At 73.4% G+C, this 20,181-nt stretch carries 19 protein-coding genes; 12 read left to right on the forward strand and 7 right to left on the reverse strand.

From position 1 onward, the window contains the following. Positions 1–346 precede the first annotated feature (346 nt). Positions 347–1,024, forward strand: coding sequence for a carbonic anhydrase (locus AC3IF1_RS18115; RefSeq protein WP_243968836.1), 678 nt, complete (start codon positions 347–349; stop codon positions 1,022–1,024). Positions 1,025–1,063: 39 nt separating this feature from the next. On the opposite strand, the gene AC3IF1_RS18120 is transcribed toward AC3IF1_RS18115, so the two are convergent. After that, complete coding sequence (locus tag AC3IF1_RS18120; protein ID WP_489218730.1) at positions 1,064–2,317, reverse strand: sensor histidine kinase; 1,254 nt, start codon at positions 2,315–2,317, stop codon at positions 1,064–1,066. Positions 2,318–2,490: 173 nt separating this feature from the next. Here AC3IF1_RS18120 and AC3IF1_RS18125 point away from each other — a divergent pair, with 173 nt between their 5' ends. The 3 genes from AC3IF1_RS18125 (at position 2,491) to AC3IF1_RS18135 (ending at position 3,824) form a co-directional block, all read left to right on the forward strand. Further along, positions 2,491–2,754, forward strand: coding sequence for a hypothetical protein (locus AC3IF1_RS18125; RefSeq protein WP_489218731.1), 264 nt, complete (start codon positions 2,491–2,493; stop codon positions 2,752–2,754). Between the two features lie 147 nt (positions 2,755–2,901). Next, on the forward strand, positions 2,902–3,459 hold the full coding sequence (locus AC3IF1_RS18130) for a metallophosphoesterase (protein WP_243968870.1): 558 nt from the start codon (positions 2,902–2,904) through the stop codon (positions 3,457–3,459). Positions 3,460–3,560: 101 nt separating this feature from the next. Beyond that, positions 3,561–3,824 carry a hypothetical protein gene (locus AC3IF1_RS18135; RefSeq protein WP_489218732.1) on the forward strand — a complete coding sequence of 88 codons (264 nt, stop codon included), beginning with the start codon at positions 3,561–3,563 and terminating at the stop codon, positions 3,822–3,824. Positions 3,825–4,025: 201 nt separating this feature from the next. Here the strand turns inward: AC3IF1_RS18135 and AC3IF1_RS18140 are convergent, their stop codons facing one another. Beyond that, entirely contained in the window at positions 4,026–4,763 is a 738-nt protein-coding gene (locus AC3IF1_RS18140; protein ID WP_243968843.1) for a sigma-70 family RNA polymerase sigma factor, read from the reverse strand. Positions 4,764–5,034: 271 nt separating this feature from the next. Between AC3IF1_RS18140 and AC3IF1_RS18145 the strand changes: the two genes are divergently transcribed. The 5 genes from AC3IF1_RS18145 (at position 5,035) to AC3IF1_RS18165 (ending at position 10,441) form a co-directional block, all read left to right on the forward strand. Further along, entirely contained in the window at positions 5,035–6,198 is a 1,164-nt protein-coding gene (locus AC3IF1_RS18145; protein ID WP_243968845.1) for a YihY/virulence factor BrkB family protein, read from the forward strand. 260 nt (positions 6,199–6,458) lie between these two features. Next, on the forward strand, positions 6,459–7,772 hold the full coding sequence (larC, locus tag AC3IF1_RS18150) for a nickel pincer cofactor biosynthesis protein LarC (protein WP_489218733.1): 1,314 nt from the start codon (positions 6,459–6,461) through the stop codon (positions 7,770–7,772). Continuing rightward, positions 7,769–8,584, forward strand: a complete 816-nt coding sequence (gene larE, locus AC3IF1_RS18155) for an ATP-dependent sacrificial sulfur transferase LarE (protein ID WP_489218734.1) — start codon at positions 7,769–7,771, stop codon at positions 8,582–8,584. Before larC ends, larE begins: the two co-directional genes overlap by 4 nt. Beyond that, positions 8,581–9,261: a nickel pincer cofactor biosynthesis protein LarB gene (larB, locus tag AC3IF1_RS18160; RefSeq protein ID WP_489218735.1), complete on the forward strand. Its 681-nt coding sequence runs from the start codon at positions 8,581–8,583 to the stop codon at positions 9,259–9,261. Before larE ends, larB begins: the two co-directional genes overlap by 4 nt. Before the next feature lie 55 nt (positions 9,262–9,316). Beyond that, entirely contained in the window at positions 9,317–10,441 is a 1,125-nt protein-coding gene (locus tag AC3IF1_RS18165) for an aldo/keto reductase (RefSeq protein WP_489218736.1), read from the forward strand. Between the two features lie 204 nt (positions 10,442–10,645). Here the strand turns inward: AC3IF1_RS18165 and AC3IF1_RS18170 are convergent, their stop codons facing one another. After that, positions 10,646–12,922 (reverse strand): xanthine dehydrogenase family protein molybdopterin-binding subunit, encoded by a 2,277-nt coding sequence (locus tag AC3IF1_RS18170; RefSeq protein WP_489218737.1) that lies wholly within the window; start codon positions 12,920–12,922, stop codon positions 10,646–10,648. Positions 12,923–13,203: 281 nt separating this feature from the next. Between AC3IF1_RS18170 and AC3IF1_RS18175 the strand changes: the two genes are divergently transcribed. After that, a complete protein-coding gene (locus tag AC3IF1_RS18175) occupies positions 13,204–13,452 on the forward strand; it encodes a hypothetical protein (protein ID WP_243969520.1) in 249 nt (82 codons plus the stop codon). Positions 13,453–13,459: 7 nt separating this feature from the next. On the opposite strand, the gene AC3IF1_RS18180 is transcribed toward AC3IF1_RS18175, so the two are convergent. Beyond that, on the reverse strand, positions 13,460–14,224 hold the full coding sequence (locus AC3IF1_RS18180; RefSeq protein ID WP_243969518.1) for a 3-hydroxyacyl-CoA dehydrogenase: 765 nt from the start codon (positions 14,222–14,224) through the stop codon (positions 13,460–13,462). Between the two features lie 400 nt (positions 14,225–14,624). Here AC3IF1_RS18180 and AC3IF1_RS18185 point away from each other — a divergent pair, with 400 nt between their 5' ends. Both AC3IF1_RS18185 and AC3IF1_RS18190 read left to right on the forward strand, forming a co-directional pair. Beyond that, complete coding sequence (locus AC3IF1_RS18185) at positions 14,625–15,365, forward strand: SGNH/GDSL hydrolase family protein (RefSeq protein ID WP_243969516.1); 741 nt, start codon at positions 14,625–14,627, stop codon at positions 15,363–15,365. A gap of 196 nt (positions 15,366–15,561) precedes the next feature. Beyond that, entirely contained in the window at positions 15,562–15,957 is a 396-nt protein-coding gene (locus AC3IF1_RS18190) for a DUF3307 domain-containing protein (RefSeq protein WP_489218738.1), read from the forward strand. 67 nt (positions 15,958–16,024) lie between these two features. Here AC3IF1_RS18190 and AC3IF1_RS18195 read toward each other — a convergent pair whose 3' ends face one another. The 3 genes from AC3IF1_RS18195 to ssuD all read right to left on the reverse strand — a co-directional run bounded on the left by AC3IF1_RS18195 (position 16,025) and on the right by ssuD (position 20,179). Beyond that, complete coding sequence (locus tag AC3IF1_RS18195; RefSeq protein ID WP_489218739.1) at positions 16,025–18,268, reverse strand: cyclic nucleotide-binding domain-containing protein; 2,244 nt, start codon at positions 18,266–18,268, stop codon at positions 16,025–16,027. A gap of 326 nt (positions 18,269–18,594) precedes the next feature. Continuing rightward, positions 18,595–18,873 carry a cysteine rich repeat-containing protein gene (locus tag AC3IF1_RS18200; RefSeq protein ID WP_243969510.1) on the reverse strand — a complete coding sequence of 93 codons (279 nt, stop codon included), beginning with the start codon at positions 18,871–18,873 and terminating at the stop codon, positions 18,595–18,597. Between the two features lie 130 nt (positions 18,874–19,003). Beyond that, on the reverse strand, positions 19,004–20,179 hold the full coding sequence (gene ssuD, locus AC3IF1_RS18205) for an FMNH2-dependent alkanesulfonate monooxygenase (RefSeq protein ID WP_489218740.1): 1,176 nt from the start codon (positions 20,177–20,179) through the stop codon (positions 19,004–19,006). Positions 20,180–20,181: the final 2 nt, after the last annotated feature.

A 20,181-nucleotide genomic window follows, 5' to 3' on the forward strand; every position in this document is an offset into this window, starting at 1 on the left:
ACCCGCGCTCTCATGGCCCCGGACCCGGGAGGCGCTCGGCGGCGCGGGACGATCGATCCGCGGCGCGCGTCCGCTGGCTGAACCCGTCAAACCCGCGCGGGCGTGCCGAGAGGCGTGCGCGCACCGGGTCGATCCGAGGCGGAGGATCGGGAAGCTCCGCCTGGTCCCGTGTCGGGACGCACATCCGACCGTCCCGGCGGTGCCTATGCCCATGGTCGCTCCGACGGCCCGGGCACGTGCCCGACGTCGGCGGATGACCGTGCGGGACGACGCGATCGGGCCGGGCTCCGTCCCGGGCGGCCGCATCCCCCGCTCCCCCCGACCCCCCACCGTCAGGGATCCCGTCATGAACAGCCTCATCCAGGGCATCGCCAGCTTCCAGGGCACCGTCTTCCCCGGCCAGCGCGCGATGTACGAGCAGCTCGTGCGCGACGGGCAGCACCCGAGCGCGCTGGTCATCGCCTGCGCGGATTCCCGCGTCTCCCCCGAGCACATCACCCAGGCGGGGCCGGGTGATCTGTTCGTCTGCCGCAACGCCGGCAACATCGTGCCCCCGGCCTCCGACGTGATCGGCGGCGTCTCCTCGGCGATCGAGTACGCCGTGGTGGCGCTCCAGGTGCGCGACATCGTGGTCTGCGGCCATTCCGATTGCGGCGCGATGCACGGGCTGATGAACCGGAATCTCCTGGCGCGGATGCCCAGCGTCGCGGCCTGGCTGCGCCACGCCGAGGCCGCCGAGCGGATCGTCTGCGAGGCCTATCCCGAGGACATGGACGCGAAGGCCCGCCACCACGCCCTGGCCCTCGAGAACGTGGTGGTGCAGCTCGCCAACCTGCGCACCCATCCGAGCGTCGCGGCCGCGCTGGCCAAGGGGAGCCTGCGCCTGCACGGCTGGTTCTTCGAGATCGAGACCGGCGCGCTCCTGGCCTATGACGGCGCGGGCGGGCGCTTCCGGCCGATCGCCGGATCCGACATGCCCGTGGCCCAGGATTCCGGCGCGCGCCGCCGCCTGCGGGCGGCCTGAGCGGGCCCGGCGCAGGGGAGCCCGAGAAGGCCCCTGCCCTCACGCCGTCAGCGGCACCTCCAGCCGGAAGCAGGCCCCCCGCGCCCGCGGCGGCGTCGTGAGGCTGCCGCCGAGCTGGCCGGTCAGGCTTCCGACGACCCGCATGCCGAGGCTCTTCGAGGCGCGCCCGATCGCGAAGCCCGGGGGCAGCCCGACCCCGTCGTCGGCGACCTCGACCACGAGGCCCTCGGGCCTGGCCTCGGCCCGGACCCGGATCTCGCCGCCCTCCGGATGCGTCCCGGGCGGGTAGGCGTATTTGAGCGCGTTGGTGACGAGTTCGTTGACCAGGAGCCCGATCGGGATCGCCCGGTCGGCCGAGATCCGGTGCGGGGCGGCCGTGCAGACGAGCCGCTGGCCCGGCTTGCCGCTGGCGAGATTGGCCACGAGCTTCTCCAGGAACGGTGCCAGATCCAGCTCGCCCGGAACCCCCTCCCCTCCGCCTTGCCCTTCGCCTTGCCCTTCGGCCTCGTCGCCTTGCCGCCAGAGCTGGTCGTGGACCCCCGCGATCGCCTCGACGCGGCTGCGCGCGTCCGACAGGGCCGCCCGCACGGCCGGCTCGGCCTCGGCGGCGCGGGCCTGGAGGGCGAGCAGGCTCGCCACGATGGCGAGGCTGTTCTTGACCCGGTGGCTCATCTCGCGGGCCAGGAGATCCTGGCGGGCGAGCGCGGCGCGCAGCAGGCTCTCGGTGCGCTGGCGCTCGATGGCGCCGCCGAGCAGGTTGGCGAAGCCCTGCATGAAGGCGATGTCGGCCTCCTCGAACATGCCCTCGCGGGTGTCGTCCACCTCCAGCACCCCGAAGGCGCCGTCCCGGTTCTCGATCAGCACGTTGATCGCCCGGCGGATGCCGTGGTCGGCCATGAGCTGGGGCGTGCGGAACCGGGTCTCCGCGGCGAGGTGGTTCGAGATCACCGGCCGGCCGGTCTTGAGGGCGAAGCCCGCCGGGGAGGCGAGGTCGGCCCCGACCCGGGCCCGACCGATCACCTCGGGCCCCCAGCCGACGCCCGCCCGTACCAGCAGCGAGTCGGCGCCGCGCCGGTATTCCAGGGCCTTGCAGAACTCGGCGCCCATGCCTTCCGCGCACAGCGCCGCGGCCCGCTGTAGCAGGTGGTCGACGTCGGTGCCGCGCAGGGCCTCGACGCCGAATTCCGACAGGATCGCCTGCTGGCGCAGGCGATAGTCGAGATCGGGACGCGCAAGCCCCCGCGGCGCGCTGGGGCTGGGTTCCACTTCGGTCAGGTCGGTCTGTGCGGTCATGGAGGGCGGCAGATTAGCAGGAAGACAGTCCCGGTGCGATGCGCGCGTGTCGGCGATGCCGCACCCGTCGTCGCACCCCCGCCGGCATCCGGAGCCGCCGGCCGCGTGCGGCGTTCGTCCGTCGGGCCCGACCCCGGGGCTGCACGCAGGGATCGCAGGCGAGGACAGCAGGCATGGCCGACGACGTGAACGGACTCTCCGACAAGGCGCTCTCGATCTTCGCCTTCGCGGCCTACCATCGGCTCGTCAGCGGCGAGCGCGTCACCTCGGTGATCCGCCGGGACGGCGCCGGCCACGAGGCCGATCCCGAGGGCGTCACCGAACTGGCGGGGCGCGGCCTCGTCACCGCCGGAGAGGCCCAGATCGACCTCGGCGAGACCGCCCAGAAAACGGTCGAGGCGATGGTCGAGGCCCTGCGCCGGACGGTCGGCCGCTGAGGCCGGCACCCACCGGCGCGACCGGCGCCGCGCCCGTCGACCGGATGCCGATTCCGGGGCGTGCGCTCCGGTCCACCGGGATGCGCGAACGCGCGGTCCGGCGTGACGGTCTCGAGGGATGCGAGTGCGGGGGCGGGTCTCGGCGGCATGGCGATCTTCTTCACCGCGGACACGCATTTCGGCGATCCGCACATCCTCCGGCAGCGCCGGGCCCGGTTCGACACCGTCGAGGCCCATGACGAGGCCCTGGTCGCCGGCTGGAACGCCGTCGTCGGCCCCGGAGACAGCGTCTGGCACCTGGGCGACTTCGCCGCCCATGCGAGCCGCGCCCATTGCGCGGCCATCTTCGCCCGGCTGAACGGGACGAAGCGCCTGATTCGGGGCAACCACGATTCGAACCGGGTGCTGGATCTGCCCTGGGCGGAGCCGCCCGTGGACAGCGCCCGCCTGTCGATCCCGGACGCCGAGGGCCGGGAGCACCGCCTGTTCCTGTCGCACTACGCGCACCGGGCCTGGCCGGGCCTGTGGCGGGAGACGCGCCACCTCTACGGCCACAGCCACGGCTGGCTGGCCGACACGACCCGGTCCTGCGATGTCGGCGTCGATGCCTGGGACGACCGTCCGGCCGCGCTGGAGGCGATCCTGGCGCGGCAGGCGGCGGCCGGGCACGCACCGGAGGAACTCGCGGCCCACGGGCTGCGCTGACCCCCCGGACCGGGGCGGGACGATGCGCCATCGCTCCGGTCCCCGAAACTCCGTGCGGCCGGGCGGTTGCCGTCGCCCCGCCGCGGGCCGATGTAGGAGGCATGCCTCACTTCGAACCCCAGAACGCCGCCCCGAGACCCGCCGCTTCCAGACAGGCCGCGCGGACGGGGCCCGGCGGAGCACCCGTCGCCCTGCGGGTCATCCCGGTCGCGGGCGGCCCGGTCCTCGACGCGCAGACGCGCGTGCGGCTCGGCCGCCAGCTGCGGGCGATGTACGATCCGGTGATCGACGAGGTCCTGGATCCGCGCCTGGCGGAGCTGCTGCTGCAACTCGACGCGGACCGAGCGGACGGCGCTGCGCGCTGAGGATCCGAGGGGGCTCCCGTCGGTGGATCGGGGGGATGTCACACCGACGGGAACCGAGCCGAGCCGACGGATCGGCCCAACCCTCCTCATATCGCCCAGGTCTGTGCCCGGGCGCTTTTACCTAAGTCAAATTCCTGATGAATACATCTGGATAAATGCCGAATTTGATCGTTCGACGTTGAAAACGGCGCTCGCCGCCGATCAGGCCGTGGTGCCGGTCACCGACAGCATCACGCCGTCGCTGCCGATCTCGTCCCCTCCGTAGCCGAGCATCCGCGCGAGCTGCTCGCGGGCGCGCCAGACGCGGCTCTTCACGGTGCCGATCCGGCAGTTCATCACGGCGGCGGCTTCCTCGTAGCTGAGGTTCTCGATCGCCACGAGGACCAGTGCCTCCCGCATCATCGGCGCGAGCCGGTCGAGGGCGGCGCGCACATCCTGGAGGTCGAGGTGGCCGCCCTGCTCCGGGATGCTGGTCAGCCGCTCGGCGTAATTGCCGTCGGTGTCGGCGACCTCCCGGCCGTGCTTGCGGTGCTGGCTGTAGAAGACGTTGCGCAGGATCGTGAACAGCCACGCTTCCAGATTGGTGCCGGTGGTGAAGCCGCCCCGGCCGCGCCAGCCGCGCAGCAGCGTGTCCTGCACGAGGTCGTCGGCCGCCGCCGGGTCGCGGGTCAGGGAGACGGCGAAGCGGTGCAGCGCCGGCACCACCTCCAGGAGGCCGGCGCGGAAGGACGCCTCACGCGCGCCCGATTCCTGCGCGAGCGCGGTCTCGAGGCGGGCCAGGAGCTCGGCGAACCGGTCCGAGGCGGACCCCGGCGCCGGGCCGATCCGGTCGTAGGTATGGCCGAGCAGGCTGCCGAGATGGGCGCGCACGGCCTCCGGCAGGCCGTGCCGGGCTTCCTCGACGGGATCGAAGAGGGATGAGCCTGCGGTGTCGGGCATTCAGGTCCGGGCGTCGGCGCGGGCCGGTCGAACCCGCGGGATCGTTGTGGCGTGCCCGGGCGGCCGATGCCGCAACATGGGTTAGCGCTTTCCCCGAAGGCCATTCGGCCGCGGCCGCCGGCCTGGGTGGTTCACCGTGCATGTTTCAACTGCAGGGCGAACCGTTGCACGCGATGCGGCGTTCCCCTCGCAGCTGCGGCTCTTCGGACGCGTCGTCACACGCCTCGGAATCTCCGCCCCGTCGCCGGCCCGACCCCGTCCGAGATCCGCCATGCCAGCCCCCGAACCCGCCCGCCCCGAGGATGCCGGTCCTCAGGGACCCGCCTCCATGGTCTGGACGCTGGCCCTCGCCACCGCGCTGATCGGCGTGGTCGCCCTCCCGCGAACCCGCCCGCACGGGGGGCGGCCCGCCGGACCGGCCCCCGCCCAGGACGGGGCGCGCCGGCCGTCCCCCGCGCATGCGGGGGACGCGGCGCACGCCGTCGCCCGCAGCCAGACCGATCGCGGGCGCGCCGCCGCGGGACCCACCGAGATCCCCGCCAAGGGCTGGAAGGATATTGCGCTCCGCACCTATCGCGCCATCGGCGAGAACCGGCTCTCGCTGATCGCGGCCGGCGTCACCTTCTTCACGCTCCTGGCGATCTTCCCCGCGGTGGCGGCCCTGGTCTCCTGCTACGGCCTCGTGGCCGACGCCTCGACCATCAACGACCAGCTCGCCAGCCTCCAGGGCATCCTGCCCCAGGGGGCGCTGGAGATCGTGGGCGACCAGGTCAAGCGCCTGAACGCGCAGGGCGACACCACCCTCGGGTTCAGCCTGCTCCTCGGCATCGTCCTGTCGATCTGGAGCGCCAACGGCGGCATGAAGCACGTCTTCGACGCGCTCAACCTCGTCTACAACGAGCGCGAGAAGCGCAACGTCGTCATGCTCAACCTCGCCTCCCTCGCCTTCACCGCGGGGGCGCTGCTGTTCCTCGTCCTGGCCCTGGCGGCGGTGGTGGTCCTGCCGGTGGTGCTGTCCTATGTCGGGCTCGGCACGGATGCGTGGTGGCTGACGCTCCTGCGCTGGCCGACGCTGCTCGTGGCGGTCCTGTTCGGCCTCGCCATGCTCTACCGCTACGGTCCCAGCCGGGACGCCCCGCGCTGGCGCTGGGTCACGCCGGGGGGGGGCCTGGCGGCCCTGCTCTGGCTGGTCGCGTCGCTGCTGTTCTCCTGGTACGTCGCCCATTTCGGCAGCTACAACAAGACCTACGGCTCGCTCGGCGCGGCCATCGGATTCATGACCTGGATCTGGCTCTCGACCATGATCGTGCTGGCCGGCGCCCAGGTGAACGCCGAGATGGAGCATCAGACCGCCGAGGACACGACCGTGGGCGAGCCGGAACCCCTGGGCACGCGCCGGGCGCACATGGCCGATACGGTCGGGGCCGCCACGTAGACCGTTGCCGCGCGGGATCGCCTGTCGACCCGATCGCGTGGATTCCGAGGGGATCGTCCCTTTGGCGGCGTCTCGGGGCAGAGCCCCGCGGATGGCGCAGGGCACTGCCCTGCACCATCGATGGACCAGGATGGCTCCGTTCGAGCCGCGGGTTTCGGGCGAAACGCCGCGGTCGCGGTCATCCGCCGAACCTTGCCTTGCCGCGTCCGCGGCCGATCTGTGCGAAACGTCGTGATTCACGGCAGATCGACCGGCAGACGATGCACATCCACCTCGACGCGCTCGGCGGCGTCGCCGGCGACATGTTCGCCGCCGCGCTGCTGGACGCCTTTCCCGAACACCTGGAGGGCGTGCGCGCCAGCGTGCGCGCGGCCGACGCGGGCATCGCCTGCGCGGTTCAGGCCCACAACGACGGCATCCTGCGCGGGCTGCGCTTCGCCGTCTCGGCCCCCGGGGCGGACCGGGCCCCCGCGCCGCATCGGCACGATCACGGTGGGCACGCCCACGCCGGGCACGCCCACGCCGGGCACGCCCACGCCGGACACGCCCACACGCCCCATGATCACGGGCACGATCACGGCGATGACGGGCCTCACGGCCACCGGCCCTGGTCGGAGATCCGCGCCGCGCTGACGGCGGCCGACCTCGCCCCCGCCGTCCGGGCGCATGCCCTCGCCATCTTCGGCCACCTCGCCGAGGCCGAGGCCCGGGTCCACGGCCTCGCGGTCGAGGCGGTGGCGTTCCACGAGGTCGGCGCCGTCGACTCGATCGCCGACATCGTGGCCGCCGCCCACCTGATCGCCGCCCTGGAGGCGCGGAGCTGGAGCGTCTCGGCCCTGCCGCTCGGGTCCGGCCGGGTGAAGACCCAGCACGGCCCCCTCCCCGTCCCGGCGCCGGCCACGACCCTGCTGCTCGAAGGGTTTTCCACCCTCGACGACGGGATTCCCGGCGAGCGCGTCACCCCCACAGGGGCGGCGATCCTGCGCCATCTCTGCGGCGGCGCTCCCGGGCGGGGCCGCCCCCGGGGCATCCTCGGGCGCACCGGCATCGGCTTCGGCACGAAGGTGCTGCCGGGCCTGAGCAACTGCCTGCGCGCCCTGGTGCTGGAGGATGACGCCGCCGCGGGGAGCCGGCGGGATCTCGCGGTGATCGCCTTCGAGGTCGACGACCAGTCGGGCGAGGATCTCGCCCTGGGCCTCGACCGGCTGCGCGCCGAGCCCGGGATGCTGGACGTCGTGCAGGCCCCGGTCATCGGCAAGAAGGGCCGGATGATGGCCCATATCCAGGCCCTGGTGCGGCCGGACAGCCTGGAGGCCGCCATCGAGGCCTGCTTCCGGGAGACCACCACGATCGGCCTGCGCTACCACCGGGTGGAGGGCGCGGTGCTCGACCGCGACGCCCGCACGGTGGAGCAGGGCGGCCGGCCGGTCCGGGTGAAGGTCGTCGACCGGCCGGGCGGGCGCACCGCCAAGGCCGAGGCCGACGACGCCCGGGACCAGGCGGGCCACGCGGCCCGGGCGACCCTGCGCCGGGAGGCCGAGCGCCGCGCGCTCGAGCAGGAGGAGGGGCGGTGACGCGCCGGCATCTCGAATCGGTCCTGTCGGGGCTCGGCCCCGTCGCGGTGGCGGTGAGCGGCGGGGTCGACAGCCTGACGCTCGCCACCCTCGCCCACCGGCTGGCGCCGGGGGCGACCCTGGTGGTCCACGCGGTCTCGCCGGCCGTTCCCGGGGAGGCGACCGCCCGGGTCCGGGCCGAGGCCGCCCGCGAGGGCTGGGACCTGCGCGTGATCGAGGCCGGGGAATTCGCCGACCCGGCCTACCGGGCCAACCCGGTCAACCGCTGCTTCTTCTGCAAGACCAACCTGTACGGGGCGGTCCGGCAGGTCACCGACCGCCAGATCCTGTCGGGGGCCAATCGCGACGACCTCGGCGAGTACCGCCCCGGCCTCGACGCCGCCCGGGCGCACGGCGTCCGCCACCCCTACGTGGAGGCCGGGTTCGACAAGGCGGCGGTCCGGGCGCTCGCCCGCGACCTCGGCCTCGGCGCGGTGGCGGAGCTGCCGGCCGCGCCCTGCCTGTCGAGCCGGGTCGAGACCGGCATCGCCATCGAGCCGGAGACCCTGGGCTTCATCCACGCGGTCGAGCGCCTGGTGGGCGGGGCCCTCGACGCCGGGGCCGGCGCCAAGCGGGCCGTCCGATGCCGGGTCCGCGCCGAGGGCGTGGTGGTGGAGCTCGATGCCGAGAGCCTCGCCGCCCTCGCCGCGGAGGATCGCGAACGACTCGGGGCCGGCATCCGGGCGATCGCGCCGCCGCGTCTGGCCGGGCTCGTCCGCTTCGCCCCCTACCGGGTCGGCAGCGCGTTCCTGACGGGGGCGTCCCCATCATGAGCGTCACGGAAGAATTCACCCTCGATTTCGCCCGGCCCGAGCGGATCGGGCTGGAGGAGGCAATCTACTGCGCCGGCAAGAATCCGGAACAGATCGACGCGATCCTGGCGGCCGCCGGCGCCCGGGGCGCCTCGCTCCTCCTCACCCGCCTCGACCCGGAGAAATGCGCCCGCCTCCGGGAGATGGCGCGGCTCGACTATTGCCCGGTCTCGCACACGGCCGTGTTCGGCGCGCCGCCGGAGGTCAGGGGACCGGCCCGGGTCGCCGTGGTGGCGGCCGGCACCTCGGACGTCCCCGTCGCCCGCGAGGCGCTCCGGACGCTGGCCTATGCCGGCCGGGCCGCGACACTCTTCGCCGATGTCGGCGTCGCCGGCCTGTGGCGGCTGACCACGCGGCTGGAGGAGATCCGGGCGCATCCGGTGGTGATCGTCGCCGCCGGCATGGACGCGGCGCTGCCGAGCGTGGTCGGCGGCCTCGTCGCCGGCGCGGTGATCGCGGTGCCGACCTCCGTGGGCTACGGCGTCGCCGCGGGCGGGCGCGTGGCCCTCGACGCCGTGCTGGCGAGCTGCGCGCCGGGCATCACGGTGGTCAACATCGACAACGGCTACGGCGCCGCCTGCGCCGCCCTGCGCCTGCTCAACGCGGCAGGACGCCTCGCCGAGGAGCGCGAACGATGACCCGGTACGACCTGTTACCTCCCCTCACCCGGACATCCTCGAACGGAGACAGCCGATGGAACGCCGCAGCTTCCTACAGGGCGCCGTGCTCGGCGCAGGGCTTACAGGGACTACTCTGGCGGGCGCCGGCAGCGCAGGTGCGGCCGTGAACGCCCCCGCACTCCCGAACACCCGCCCGCAGGACCCCGCCGACCTGCCCTTCGTCACCGATCCCGGCGAGCGCCGGGGCGAGATGCTCTACCGGACCTTCGGGAAGACCTCCGAAAAGATCTCCGCCATCGGCATGGGCGGGTTCCACCTCGGCAAGAGCGCCGTGACCGACGACGAGGCGACCCGGCTGATCCATGCCGGGATCGACCGCGGCATCACCTTCATGGACAATTGCTGGGACTACAACGACGGCCGCTCCGAGCTGCGCATGGGCGCGGCGCTGGCGCAGGGCGGCTACCGCGACAAGGTCTTCCTGATGTCCAAGATGGACGGGCGGACCAAGGCGGAGGCGCTCAAGCAGATCGACCAGTCGCTCCTGCGCCTGCGCACGGACCGGATCGACCTCGTCCAGCACCACGAGATCCTGCGCTTCGACGATCCCGACCGGGTCTTCGCCGAGGGCGGCGCCATGGAGGGTTTTTTAGAGGCCAAGAAGCAGGGCAAGCTGCGCTACATCGGCTTCACCGGCCACAAGGACCCGCGCATCCACCTGCAGATGCTGGCGGTGGCGCAGGAGCGGGGCTTCGCCTTCGATTCCTGCCAGATGCCGCTCAACGTGATGGACGCGCATTTCCGCTCGTTCGGCCATCTGGTGCTGCCGCACCTCGTGGCCGAGGGCATCGCGCCGCTCGCCATGAAGACGTTTGGCGACGGGGTGATCCTGAAGGCGGACGCCCCGATCAAGCCGATCGAGTACCTGCACTTCTCGTTGAACCTGCCGGTCTCGGTGGTGATCACCGGCATCCAGAACCAGCGCGACCTCGACCAGGCGTTCGAGGCGGTGAAGACCTTCGAGCCGATGGACAAGGCGGCGGTGGCCGAGCTGCTGTCGCGGTCCAGGCCCTACGCGCTGGAGGGCAAGTACGAGCTGTTCAAGACGAGCGCGACCTTCGACGGCACCGCCAAGAACGCGGCGTGGCTCGGCGAGGACGTGCAGGGGGTCAAGACGCTCGCGCCGACGATGGAGTAGGTCGGTCTCAGAACGGCGCGCTCCCTCCCCCCTCTGCGGGGGAGGGTGGCCCTCGCGTCAGCGAGGGTCGGGAGAGGGGAGCGCGGCTTCAGAAAGAGGCGAGGCCTTCAAGACGGACAATAGCGTCCTCCTGCACCGTCGCTCCCCTCTCCCGACCCGCTTCGCGGGCCACCCTCCCCCGCAAAGGGGGGAGGGTGGCCCCTCTCACGCCACGTCCTCCAGCCGGATCGGCAGCTTGCGGATGCGCCGCCCGGTGGCGTGGTGGACGGCGTTGGCGATGGCCGCGTTCACCCCGATGATCCCGAGCTCGCCCAAACCCTTCAGGCCCAGCGCATCCACCTGGGCGTCGGGATCGGGCACCAGCAGCGCCTCGACCTCCGGCGCGTCGGCCGCCGTGGGGACGAGGTACTCGGCCAGGTCCGGGTTGCGGTAGGCGGCGCCGTCGACCACCGTCTCCTCCAGGAGCGCCGAGCCGAGGCCCCAGATCATCCCGCCCGTGAGCTGGCTCCGGGCGGTGAGCGGATTGAGGATCCGCCCCGCCGCGAAGGCGCCGGTCAGCCGGGCCACCCGGATCTCCCCGGTCTCGGCATGGACATGGACCTCGGCGAACTGCGCCCCGAAGCCCCAGGACACGGCCTGCCCGCCGCCGCCGAGGGAGAGCCCGATATGGCCCTGCCGCAGGGCCGCCAGGGCCGTGTCCCGGTCGCCCCCCGCGGGCACGAACGCGGCGAGCGTCTCGACGCCCCCGGGACCCACCGCCTCGGCGAGCGCGATTCCCGTCCCGTCCGGGGCCGCGAGCCGCCCGCCCCCGAGGTGCAGGGTGTCCGGATCCCGGCCGGCGAGGCGCCCGCCCTGCCCGGTCGCGGCCTGCGCCAGGACCGCGCGAATCTGCCCGCAGCCGAGCGTCAGGGCGTTCATCAGGCTGGTGGTCGTGCTCGACCCGCCGGAGATGCCCGCCGCCGGCAGGTCCGTGTCGCCGAGCCGGACCGTGACCCGCTCCACCGCCACCCCGAGCCCGTCCGCCGCGCCCATCGCCAGCAGTGTGATGATGCCGTTGCCGATCTCGTGGTGCGCGCAGGCCACCTCCGCGGCACCGTCCGGGCCGAGCCGGACCCGCAGCGTCGCGGCGGCGATCTTTACGGGTCGCACCGAGGTGGCGCAGCCGAGCCCCACCCGCCAGGGACCGTCGCGCATCGAACCCGGGCGCGGCGCCCGGCGCGCCCAGCCGAAGGCCTGGGCGCCCGCGTCGAAGCAGGCCATCAGCGGCCGCGTCGAGAACGGTTTGCCCGAGACCGGATCGACCGCCGTGTCGTTGATCCGGCGCAGTTCGATCGGGTCCATGGCGAGCGCCACCGCCATCTCGTCGACGGCGCTCTCCAGGGCGAACAGGAACGGCACCTCCGGGGGCGCCCGCATCGGTCCCGGGGTGTTGCGGTCGACCCGCACGGCCCGTTCCTCGGTGCGGATGTTCGGGCAGGCGTAGAGGCTCGCCGTCACCTCCGCGCCCTCCATGACGAAGGGATCGAAGCGCGACGTCACGGTCTCGGCCTCGTGCACCAGGGCGGTGAACCGGCCCGTCCGGTCGGCCCCGAGCCGGATCCGGTGGCGCGATTCCGGCCGGTAATTGGCGATGGTGAAGCCTTGCCGCCGGGTCGGCACCAGGGAGACCGGCCGGTCGAGCCGCTTGGCCGCCAGGGCGACCAGCGCCGTGTGCTGCGACAGCGCGAATTTCGAGCCGAAATGGCCGCCGATCAGGCCGGCCACCACCCGCACCTGCGTGGGATTCAGCCCGAGCTGCGCCGCGAGCCCGTGCTGCACGGCGCCGACGTAGCGGGTCGGCTCGTGCACGGTGAGCCGGTCGCCGTCCCAGGCGGCCCGGGTGGTGAACAGCTCGATCGGGTTGTGGTGCTGGACTGGGGTCTCGTAGCGCGCCTCGACGCGGACGGCCGCCTCCGCCAGGCCGGCCTCGGCGTCGCCCCGGGCGATGTCCGCGTGGTGGGGCTTGAGGTCGGCGAGCCGCACGGTCTCGGCCCCGGGCGCGTCGAAGCCGCCGGCGGCGGGCTCCTCCGCGTAGGTGACCCGAACGGCGCCCGCCGCGGCCTCGGCCACCTCCAGGGTCTCGGCCACGACGAGGGCCACGATCTGCCCGGCATAGGCGACCGCGTCGGATTCGAGCGGCCGGTGCGTGCTGTTGGCGTAGCCCCCGGCCATCAGGTGCTTCACCGGCGCCACCGCCCCGGAAAAGTCCCGATGCGTGAAGAGGCCGAGCACGCCGGGCATGCGGGCCGCGGCGGCGAGGTCGAACCCGGTGATCCGGCCCCGGGCGATGGGGCTGGTCACCAGGGCGGCGTGGGCGGTGCCCGCCTCCGGGCCGGTGCGGTCGGAGCTGTAGAGGGCCCGGCCCGTGACCTTGTCGGGCCCCTCGACCCGGGTGTGGGCCTTGCCGAGTTCGGCTCCGGAATCCCGCGCACCTGCAGCCATGCCGCCCTCCCGATCAGCGCCCTGCGATCCACGCCCTGGCGGACGCCGCGTCCGGGAGCAATCGCCGGGGCGGCCGTCCGGCTCCGCATTCCCGCGGCGGGGCGACACCATGCAGCGGCGGGGCGGCCGTGGCGCGCCGGCCCTCGGAGCGCCGCCCCCGCCCCCATGCGACGCCGGCCCGGACGCTGCACCGTCCGGCGAGACGGCCGGCCGCCGCGGCTGTATGAGACGCCGAGCCCGCCGGCGCGCGCGTCGGCCCCCCATCCGAGACGGAGCCGCCCATGACCGGACACGAGCCCGAGCCCCTGGACGACGTCACGCGCCTACACGCGAAGCTGTCGGCGCTGGAGATCGTGCTGGGCGTCCTGATCGGGCGCCTGTCGGAGGAGAATCCGGAGATCCGCGAGGACGTGAAGCGCGACGTCGCGGCGATCCTGTCCGACCTGCCGATCGATGGGCCAAGCGAGGAGATGATCGCCGCGGAGGTGCGCCGGGCCGCCGAAATCCTGACCAGCGTGTCGATCGGCTGAGAGACGCTCAGCGGGGCGGCATCCGCAGCGCCCCGTCCAGGCGGATCGTCTCGCCGTTCAGCATCGGGTTCTCGCAGATGTGCCGGACGAGGGCGGCGTATTCCGACGGGCGCCCGAGCCGGGGCGGGTACGGCACGGAGCGGCCCAGCGCGTCCTGCACGTCCTGGGACATGGCCGCCATCATGGGCGTCGCGAAGATGCCCGGCGCGATGGTGACGACCCGGATGCCGTGCCGGGCGAGTTCCCGGGCGATCGGCAGGGTCATCGCGGCGACCCCGCCCTTCGAGGCCGCGTAGGCCGCCTGCCCGATCTGGCCGTCGAAGGCCGCGATTGAGGCGGTGTTGACGATCACGCCCCGGGCGCCGTCCGCATCGGGCGCCTCCCGGGCGATCGCCTCGGCTGCCAGCCGGATCATGTTGAAGGTGCCGACGAGGTTCACCGAGACCGCCCGGGCGAAGCTGTCGAGCCGGTGCGGTCCCTCGCGGCCCAGGACCTTCTCCCCGGGCGCGATCCCGGCGCAGTTCACCAGCCCGTGCAGGTGCCCGAAGGCGTCGAGGGCCGCCCGGACCGCCCCCTGCCCGTCCGCCTCGCGCGTGACGTCGGTCGCCGCGAAGCGCGCCTGCGCGCCCAGCTCCGCCGCCACCCGGGCCCCCGCCTCCCGGGCGATGTCGGCCACCACGACCCGCGCCCCCGCCGCCACCAGGCCGCGCGCCGCCGCTTCCCCCAGCCCCGAGCCGGCGCCCGTGACGATGAAGACGCGATCCCTGACCATCCCGGCTTTCCCCGACCGTCCCGGGCCGCCGCCGCGGCGCGGCCGCCCCTGAGACCCCCGACCGAGGGTCTTGTGGTGACGTGCTTTCTCGCGCCGAACCGGTATCCACTCCGGCGGACGGCATTCTAGCGCGGCTGCGCCGGAGCCGGAAGCCGCCGGACCCGGACCGGGCGACGGCCAGCGTGGCCATTGACGTGTGAAATTTTCCCACTTATAGATCGGCACCGTCGGCACGCAGTATTGGAAAGTATTTCCGTGTGTTTCCGGCGCCTGAATGATGAAAGCCTGACTTCTCCGTCGCCTGCCTGCGGTCACCGATAGTCGATCCGGCCCGTGCCCGCTCCCTACCCCGCTCCGGCCCCCCGGCGCGGCCGATCCCTCACGCCTGCTCAGGACAGCCATGCGCGCTCCCTGGATCGAGACCGCCATCCGACACTGGCGGCACCGGCGGATCGTCGGGCGGCGGCTCGCCGAACGGCGGCCCGACCTCCGCGCCGCGCTCCGCGCCGCCACGCCGGACAGCGTGCTGCTGGCGGGCAATTCCCACGCGGAGTTCATCGGCACGCCGGATTTCGGCGGCCGGCCCAGCCTCAACGTCGCCGTCGGCGGCAGCACCGCGGCCGATTGCGCCCGCCACCTCGCGGATCTGCCCGTCCCGGTCCGCTGCGCGGCCGCCGTTCTGATCATCGGCACCAACGACATCCTGCGCTGGCGCCACCCGGAGCGGGACCGGAGCGTGCGCCGGTTCGAGGCCGAGGTCCGGCGCATCCTGGACCTCCTCGACACCTGGTCGGCGCAGGTCTTCGTCGCCGCCGTGCCGCCGGTCGGCGCCTGGACGACCGGCCGGGACCCGGCCGCCGTCGCGATCTTCTCGGACCGCCTCGCGGCGCTCTGCGCCGCGCGGGGCCACGCCTTCTTCGACCCGTTCGCCGCCCTGCGCGCCGGCGCCGGCGGCCTCGCCGGGCCGGGGCTGCACCAGGACGGCGTGCATCTGGCCGACTACACCCGTCTGGCCGCGGAGGTCGCCCGGCTGGCGGTGATCGATCCGGCGCGGTCCGGACCGCCCGCGTCCCGACCGGCCGCGCCGGTCCCGGCGGCCAACCTCCGGGTGCTGCGCGCGGCCTGGATCGGCCGCCCGTGAGGATCGCCGCGCGTCTGGGCGCGGTCGTCCGGTCGCGCCCGCTCCCTCCCCTTCCTCCCCTTTCCCCCCCCGCCCCCGCGGCGTGGCCGCGGCCCGAACCGAGCCAGGGGCCGGCCGGGGGTGTATGCTGGAGACCCATCGATTCGGCGCCCGCGCCGTCGGCCCGCTCGAGCGCGGCAGGAGACCCAGCGCTGCGATGCCGTCCTTCGACACGCCCGTTCCGGTCGGCGCCCTGGCCCTGCTGTTCCTCGCCTTCGCGGTGAAGCAGCTCGCGGCGGATTTCCTGCTCCAGACCACCTGGATGGCGCGGGGCAAGGACCGCGCCTCGGCCTGGGCCGTGCCGCTCTGCGCCCATACCGGCCTGCACGGGTTGGGCACGCTGCTGATCGCGCTGCCGGTCAAGCCGGCCCTGTGGTGGCTGGCGCTGGTGGATTTCGCCGTGCACACGGCGATCGACCGCGGAAAGAGCCTGATCGGCCGGCGCACGCGCTTCCCCGCCACCGACGCCCGGTTCTGGTGGCTGATCGGCATCGACCAGTTCCTCCACCAAGCGACCCATATCAGTCTGGCGGCGATCCTGGCGGCGGCCTGATCGCGCGGATCCGGGGGCCTCATACCGGACCGCGATGAGCCCGACCCCGGATCCGGGAGACCGGGTCTCAGTGCAGCTCGACCTCGAGCAGCCGGTTCGTGTCGGTGAGCTTGCCGGCCAGTTCCAGGATCAGGAAGCGCTGGACGTACAGCGCGAGGTCGGGGCGCTCGCGCTCCATGCGGGCGAGGCCCGCCCGGTCGAGGCCGGTGACGCGGCAGGGGCTCTCGGCGACGGCCGTGGCGGTCCGCCGCCCGCCCTGCACCAGCGCGACCTCGCCGATCACCGTGCCCGCCGTGGTGGTGCGCAGGCGCATATGGGGACGCCCCGGCACCGCGATCTCGATCGAGACGAGGCCCTGCTCGAGGAAATACAGGGCGTCGGCCGCCTCGCCCTGGCGCATCAGCGCCGCGCCGGTGTCCAGGGTGCGCACGGTCACGTAGGGGGCGAGGTCGCCGGGCTCGATCGCGCAGCCGAGCTGATCCGACAGATGCTGGGCGAAGCGCGCGGTCGCGCCGGCCCCGGAGATCCCGGTCTCCGACAGCAGCGTCGCCTCGGCGGCGCGCAGGGCCTCGTCGAGGGTCGGCAGGACACGGATCCGCGGTCCGGCGGTGAGGCCGTTGCGCTCGATCAGCCGGAGCGCCTTCGCCCCGAGATGCACCAGCAGCACGTCGAAGCCCTGCGCCTCGGCGCGCTGCCCGATCTTCCGGAACGCCACGAGCGCCGAGCTGTCGAGGCCGACGCAGTCCCGGAAGTCCAGGACGAGCACGCGCAGGGTTCCGGCCTCCGCGGCGACCCGCTGGTAGATCGCCTGGCCGTTGAGGAAGAACAGGAAGCCCTGCAGGGTGTAGATCCGCGTGCGCGTCCCGGCCTCGCGCAGCAGGGCGGCGGTGTCGGGCGCGCGGATGATGCTGCTGCGCCGCTCCGCCCCGGAGAGCACCCGGCGGATGGTCGGGATCCGGGCGTACTGGACCGCGAAGATCAGCATCGCCAGCAGCATGCCGGTCAGGAAGCCCACTGTCGCCCCGAACAGGGCGGTCGTCGCGCACACGGCCAGCGCCACCGCGACTTCCCAGGGCAGCAGGGTCCGGTGGGCGCGGGAGAGGTTGAAGAGGTGCCCCAGCGCGATGGCGATGAGGGCGCCGCCGGCCAGGGGGCGGGGCAGCAGGCCGAGGGCGCTCGCCCCGAACACCAGCACGGCCGCCATGACGGTGAGCGTCAGCCACCGGCCCAGCCACTGGCCGCCGCCGATAGTGTGCAGGTACAGCGTCGAGGTCCGGTCGAATCCCATCACCGGGCTGCCGAACAGGCTGCCGAGGACGTTCGTCCAGCCCGCGGCGACGAAGACCCGGTCGATGCCGAACTCGCGCCGCAGGTCCAGCTCGACGCTGACGACGTAGAGGATCTGGATGATGACCGCGACCAGCATCTCGGTGGCGATCTTCGGCAGGATCGGCAGGAGCAGGGCGGGATCGAAGGCCGGGAGGCCGCCGATGGCCGGTGCCCGCAGCAGGGATCCCGGCGGCAGCGGATCGACCAGCCACCCGGCCGCCTGGGCGGCGGCCGTGTCGAGACCCTGGGCCGACAGGCCGAGATGCACCAGGGCGAAGCTGGCGATGACGATGGCGGGGAAGGTCCCCCAATGCGGGAGGCGCCGGGGCAGGTAGAAGGCGCAGACGCCGATGCCGAGGGTCAGGGCGATGCGCCCGAGGGTGCCGGGATCGATCGGGCCCGGGGTCGGCGTCACCGGATCGAGGCTGCCCAGCACGGCCGCGAGCGCGTCGTCGATATGGGCGCCGATCTGCACGCCGCTGCGCAGGAGCAGCAGCCCGACGCCGGACAGGAAGCCGATCAGGATCGGGTAGGGCAGCAGCTGGGCCACCAGAGAGGCGCGCAGGCTCCCGAGGGACACGAAGGCGAGGCCCGTCAGCAGGGTCGTCACGCCGCAGGCGAGGAGGACGATCTGGCCGACCGCGTCCGGATCGGTCACGCCCGCCCCGTGCAGCTGCCCGGCGATCGCGGCGGCGATCGCCGCCTGCACGATGGCCGCCGCCCCGAAGAACGACAGGGAGATCACGATGTCCCGCTTGAGCGCCGCGAAGACGAGGCCCCCCAGGACGTAGGCCGCGAACATCGCCGCCACCCCGGCGGTGCGGCTCTCGGCGAGGGGACCCGAGAAGATCAGCTGCGAGTACACGATGAGATCGAGCACGATCATCATGGTCGCCACGCCGGCGGCCAGGATCGTCCGCGACACGCGCGCCGACACCGCACGCGCCGCGCCTCCGGCGGAGGTCCTGTCGGTGGTCGTCATCGGCACGGGATCCGGGTCTACGAAGCTCCGACGGAGCCGGGACTCAGTTCCGCGCCGCCGCGCGATCCGCCCGGGGCCGTCGGAATCAGGCTTGTCCGAACTAGCGCCTCGTCATCGCGGCCGCACGCTTAAAATTTCATGATGATCTCCGGATGCGTCCAGAGATTTCACGCACGCCGTCCGGCCGACATCTGGGGTTGCGGCCGCCTAGCCCGGCCGGCACCCCCGGATCGGTCCCGGTGCGGCGCGCAGGACTGTCGAAATCTTGCGCGGAAGCAGGCCGCGTCCGGGGAAGCGCGGCGACCGTCCCGCGGGCGCCCGGTTCGTCAGTGCGCCTCGCTGTAGCGCTTGGTCGACTTCTGCTCCTTCTTGTAGGCGGTGATCGCCGCGGAGCAGCCCGGCGTGAGGTTCTTGAGATTGGCCTTGAAGCAGGCCTCGACCTCGGGGCCGCCGGGCGCGTAGGCGCTGCAGTAATCCATGTAGTCGCCGGTGCAGTGCTGCTTGAGGGCCTCCCGGGCCGGCGACGGCTCCGCGAAGGCCGCGGCGGAACCGAGGGACAGGCCGATGGCCAGGAGGCCGGTCAGGGCCGTCTTGGTCGAAGTCATGGATATCCTTCACGCATCCGGGCCGCGCGAGCGTGTCGCGCGGCGATGGGCCGGACGGATGCGAGCCAAGAATGGCGTGACCATGACGCCCGGATGGCGCGCGTGCAGATCAGCCATGTCTGCGCACCGGTCAATGCGCCCCGACCCGCTGGGCCGGCACGAGGTCGTTGGCGATGATCTCGCCGAACGGGCCGTCGTTGCGGGCGTTGCTCGCCGGGCGGCCCGTGGTGGCGCGGAGCGGCAGCTTCGGGAAGACCAGCTCGGCGAAGCGGTAGGCCTCCTCCAGGTGCGGGTAGCCCGACAGGATGAAGCGGTCGATCCCGAGGTCGATATACTCCTTCATCCGGTCGGCGACCTGGTCGGCCGAGCCGACCAGAGCCGTCCCGGCCCCACCGCGCACGAGGCCGACGCCCGCCCAGAGGTTGGGCGACACCACGAGGTTTTCGCGCCGGCCGCCGTGGAGCGCCATCATCCGGCTCTGGCCGACGGAATCCTGCCGCTTCAGGGTCTCCTGCGCCTTAGCGATGGTGGCGTCGTCGAGCTTCGAGATCAGCGTCTCCGCGGCGTCCCAGGCCTCTCCTTCCGTCTCCCGGGCGATCACGTGCAGACGGATGCCGTAGGAGAAGGTTTTTCCACGTTCCTCCGCGGCGCGGCGCGCGGAGGAGATCTTCTCGGCGACCTGGGCCGGCGGCTCGCCCCAGGTGAGGTAGACGTCGCAATGCTCGGCCGCCACCGCCATGCCGGGCGCCGAGGAGCCGCCGAAATAGAGCGGCGGGTAGGGCTTCTGCACCGGCGGGTAGATCAGCCGGCCGTTCTCGGTGCGCAGGTGCTCGCCCTGGAACGTCACGGTCTCGCCCGAGAGCAGGCCCCGCCAGATCGTCAGGAACTCGTCGGTGACGGCGTAGCGCGCGTCGTGGGACAGGAACACGCCGTCGCCGGCGAGCTCCACCGGGTCGCCGCCGGTGACGACGTTGATCAGCAGGCGCCCCTCCGAGATCCGGTCGAGGGTCGCGGTCATGCGGGCCGCCGCGGAGGGCTCCATCAGGCCCGGCCGCACCGCCACCAGGAAGCGCAGGCGCTCGGTCAGGGGCGCCAGCGCCGAGGCGACGATCCAGGAATCCTCGCAGGAGCGCCCGGTCGGCAGCAGCACGCCGTAATAGCCGAGCGCGTCGGCGCCCTGGGCGATCTGGCGCAGGTAGCTGAGCGAGACCTCCCGGGCCCCCTCCTGGGCGCCGAGATAGCGGCCGTCGCCGTGGGTCGGCAGGAACCAGAGGACGTCGGCGCGCCCGTCATTCGGTGCGGTCATCG

The organism is Methylobacterium sp. E-012 (genome assembly GCF_057836545.1).

Bases quoted from the DNA above. Each gene is read 5' to 3' on its own strand.
- AC3IF1_RS18140 (WP_243968843.1), bottom strand. From the start codon at position 4,763: ATGCCCGACACCGCAGGCTCATCCCTCTTCGATCCCGTCGAGGAAGCC.
- AC3IF1_RS18185 (WP_243969516.1), top strand. From the start codon at position 14,625: ATGCGCGCTCCCTGGATCGAGACCGCCATCCGACACTGGCGGCACCGG.
- ssuD (WP_489218740.1), bottom strand. From the start codon at position 20,179: ATGACCGCACCGAATGACGGGCGCGCCGACGTCCTCTGGTTCCTGCCG.
- AC3IF1_RS18115 (WP_243968836.1), top strand. From the start codon at position 347: ATGAACAGCCTCATCCAGGGCATCGCCAGCTTCCAGGGCACCGTCTTC.
- AC3IF1_RS18200 (WP_243969510.1), bottom strand. From the start codon at position 18,873: ATGACTTCGACCAAGACGGCCCTGACCGGCCTCCTGGCCATCGGCCTG.
- AC3IF1_RS18135 (WP_489218732.1), top strand. From the start codon at position 3,561: ATGCCTCACTTCGAACCCCAGAACGCCGCCCCGAGACCCGCCGCTTCC.
- AC3IF1_RS18125 (WP_489218731.1), top strand. From the start codon at position 2,491: ATGGCCGACGACGTGAACGGACTCTCCGACAAGGCGCTCTCGATCTTC.
- AC3IF1_RS18130 (WP_243968870.1), top strand. From the start codon at position 2,902: ATGGCGATCTTCTTCACCGCGGACACGCATTTCGGCGATCCGCACATC.
- AC3IF1_RS18145 (WP_243968845.1), top strand. From the start codon at position 5,035: ATGCCAGCCCCCGAACCCGCCCGCCCCGAGGATGCCGGTCCTCAGGGA.
- larB (WP_489218735.1), top strand. From the start codon at position 8,581: ATGAGCGTCACGGAAGAATTCACCCTCGATTTCGCCCGGCCCGAGCGG.
- larC (WP_489218733.1), top strand. From the start codon at position 6,459: ATGCACATCCACCTCGACGCGCTCGGCGGCGTCGCCGGCGACATGTTC.
- AC3IF1_RS18165 (WP_489218736.1), top strand. From the start codon at position 9,317: ATGGAACGCCGCAGCTTCCTACAGGGCGCCGTGCTCGGCGCAGGGCTT.
- AC3IF1_RS18180 (WP_243969518.1), bottom strand. From the start codon at position 14,224: ATGGTCAGGGATCGCGTCTTCATCGTCACGGGCGCCGGCTCGGGGCTG.
- AC3IF1_RS18195 (WP_489218739.1), bottom strand. From the start codon at position 18,268: ATGACGACCACCGACAGGACCTCCGCCGGAGGCGCGGCGCGTGCGGTG.
- AC3IF1_RS18170 (WP_489218737.1), bottom strand. From the start codon at position 12,922: ATGGCTGCAGGTGCGCGGGATTCCGGAGCCGAACTCGGCAAGGCCCAC.
- AC3IF1_RS18175 (WP_243969520.1), top strand. From the start codon at position 13,204: ATGACCGGACACGAGCCCGAGCCCCTGGACGACGTCACGCGCCTACAC.
- AC3IF1_RS18120 (WP_489218730.1), bottom strand. From the start codon at position 2,317: ATGACCGCACAGACCGACCTGACCGAAGTGGAACCCAGCCCCAGCGCG.
- AC3IF1_RS18190 (WP_489218738.1), top strand. From the start codon at position 15,562: ATGCCGTCCTTCGACACGCCCGTTCCGGTCGGCGCCCTGGCCCTGCTG.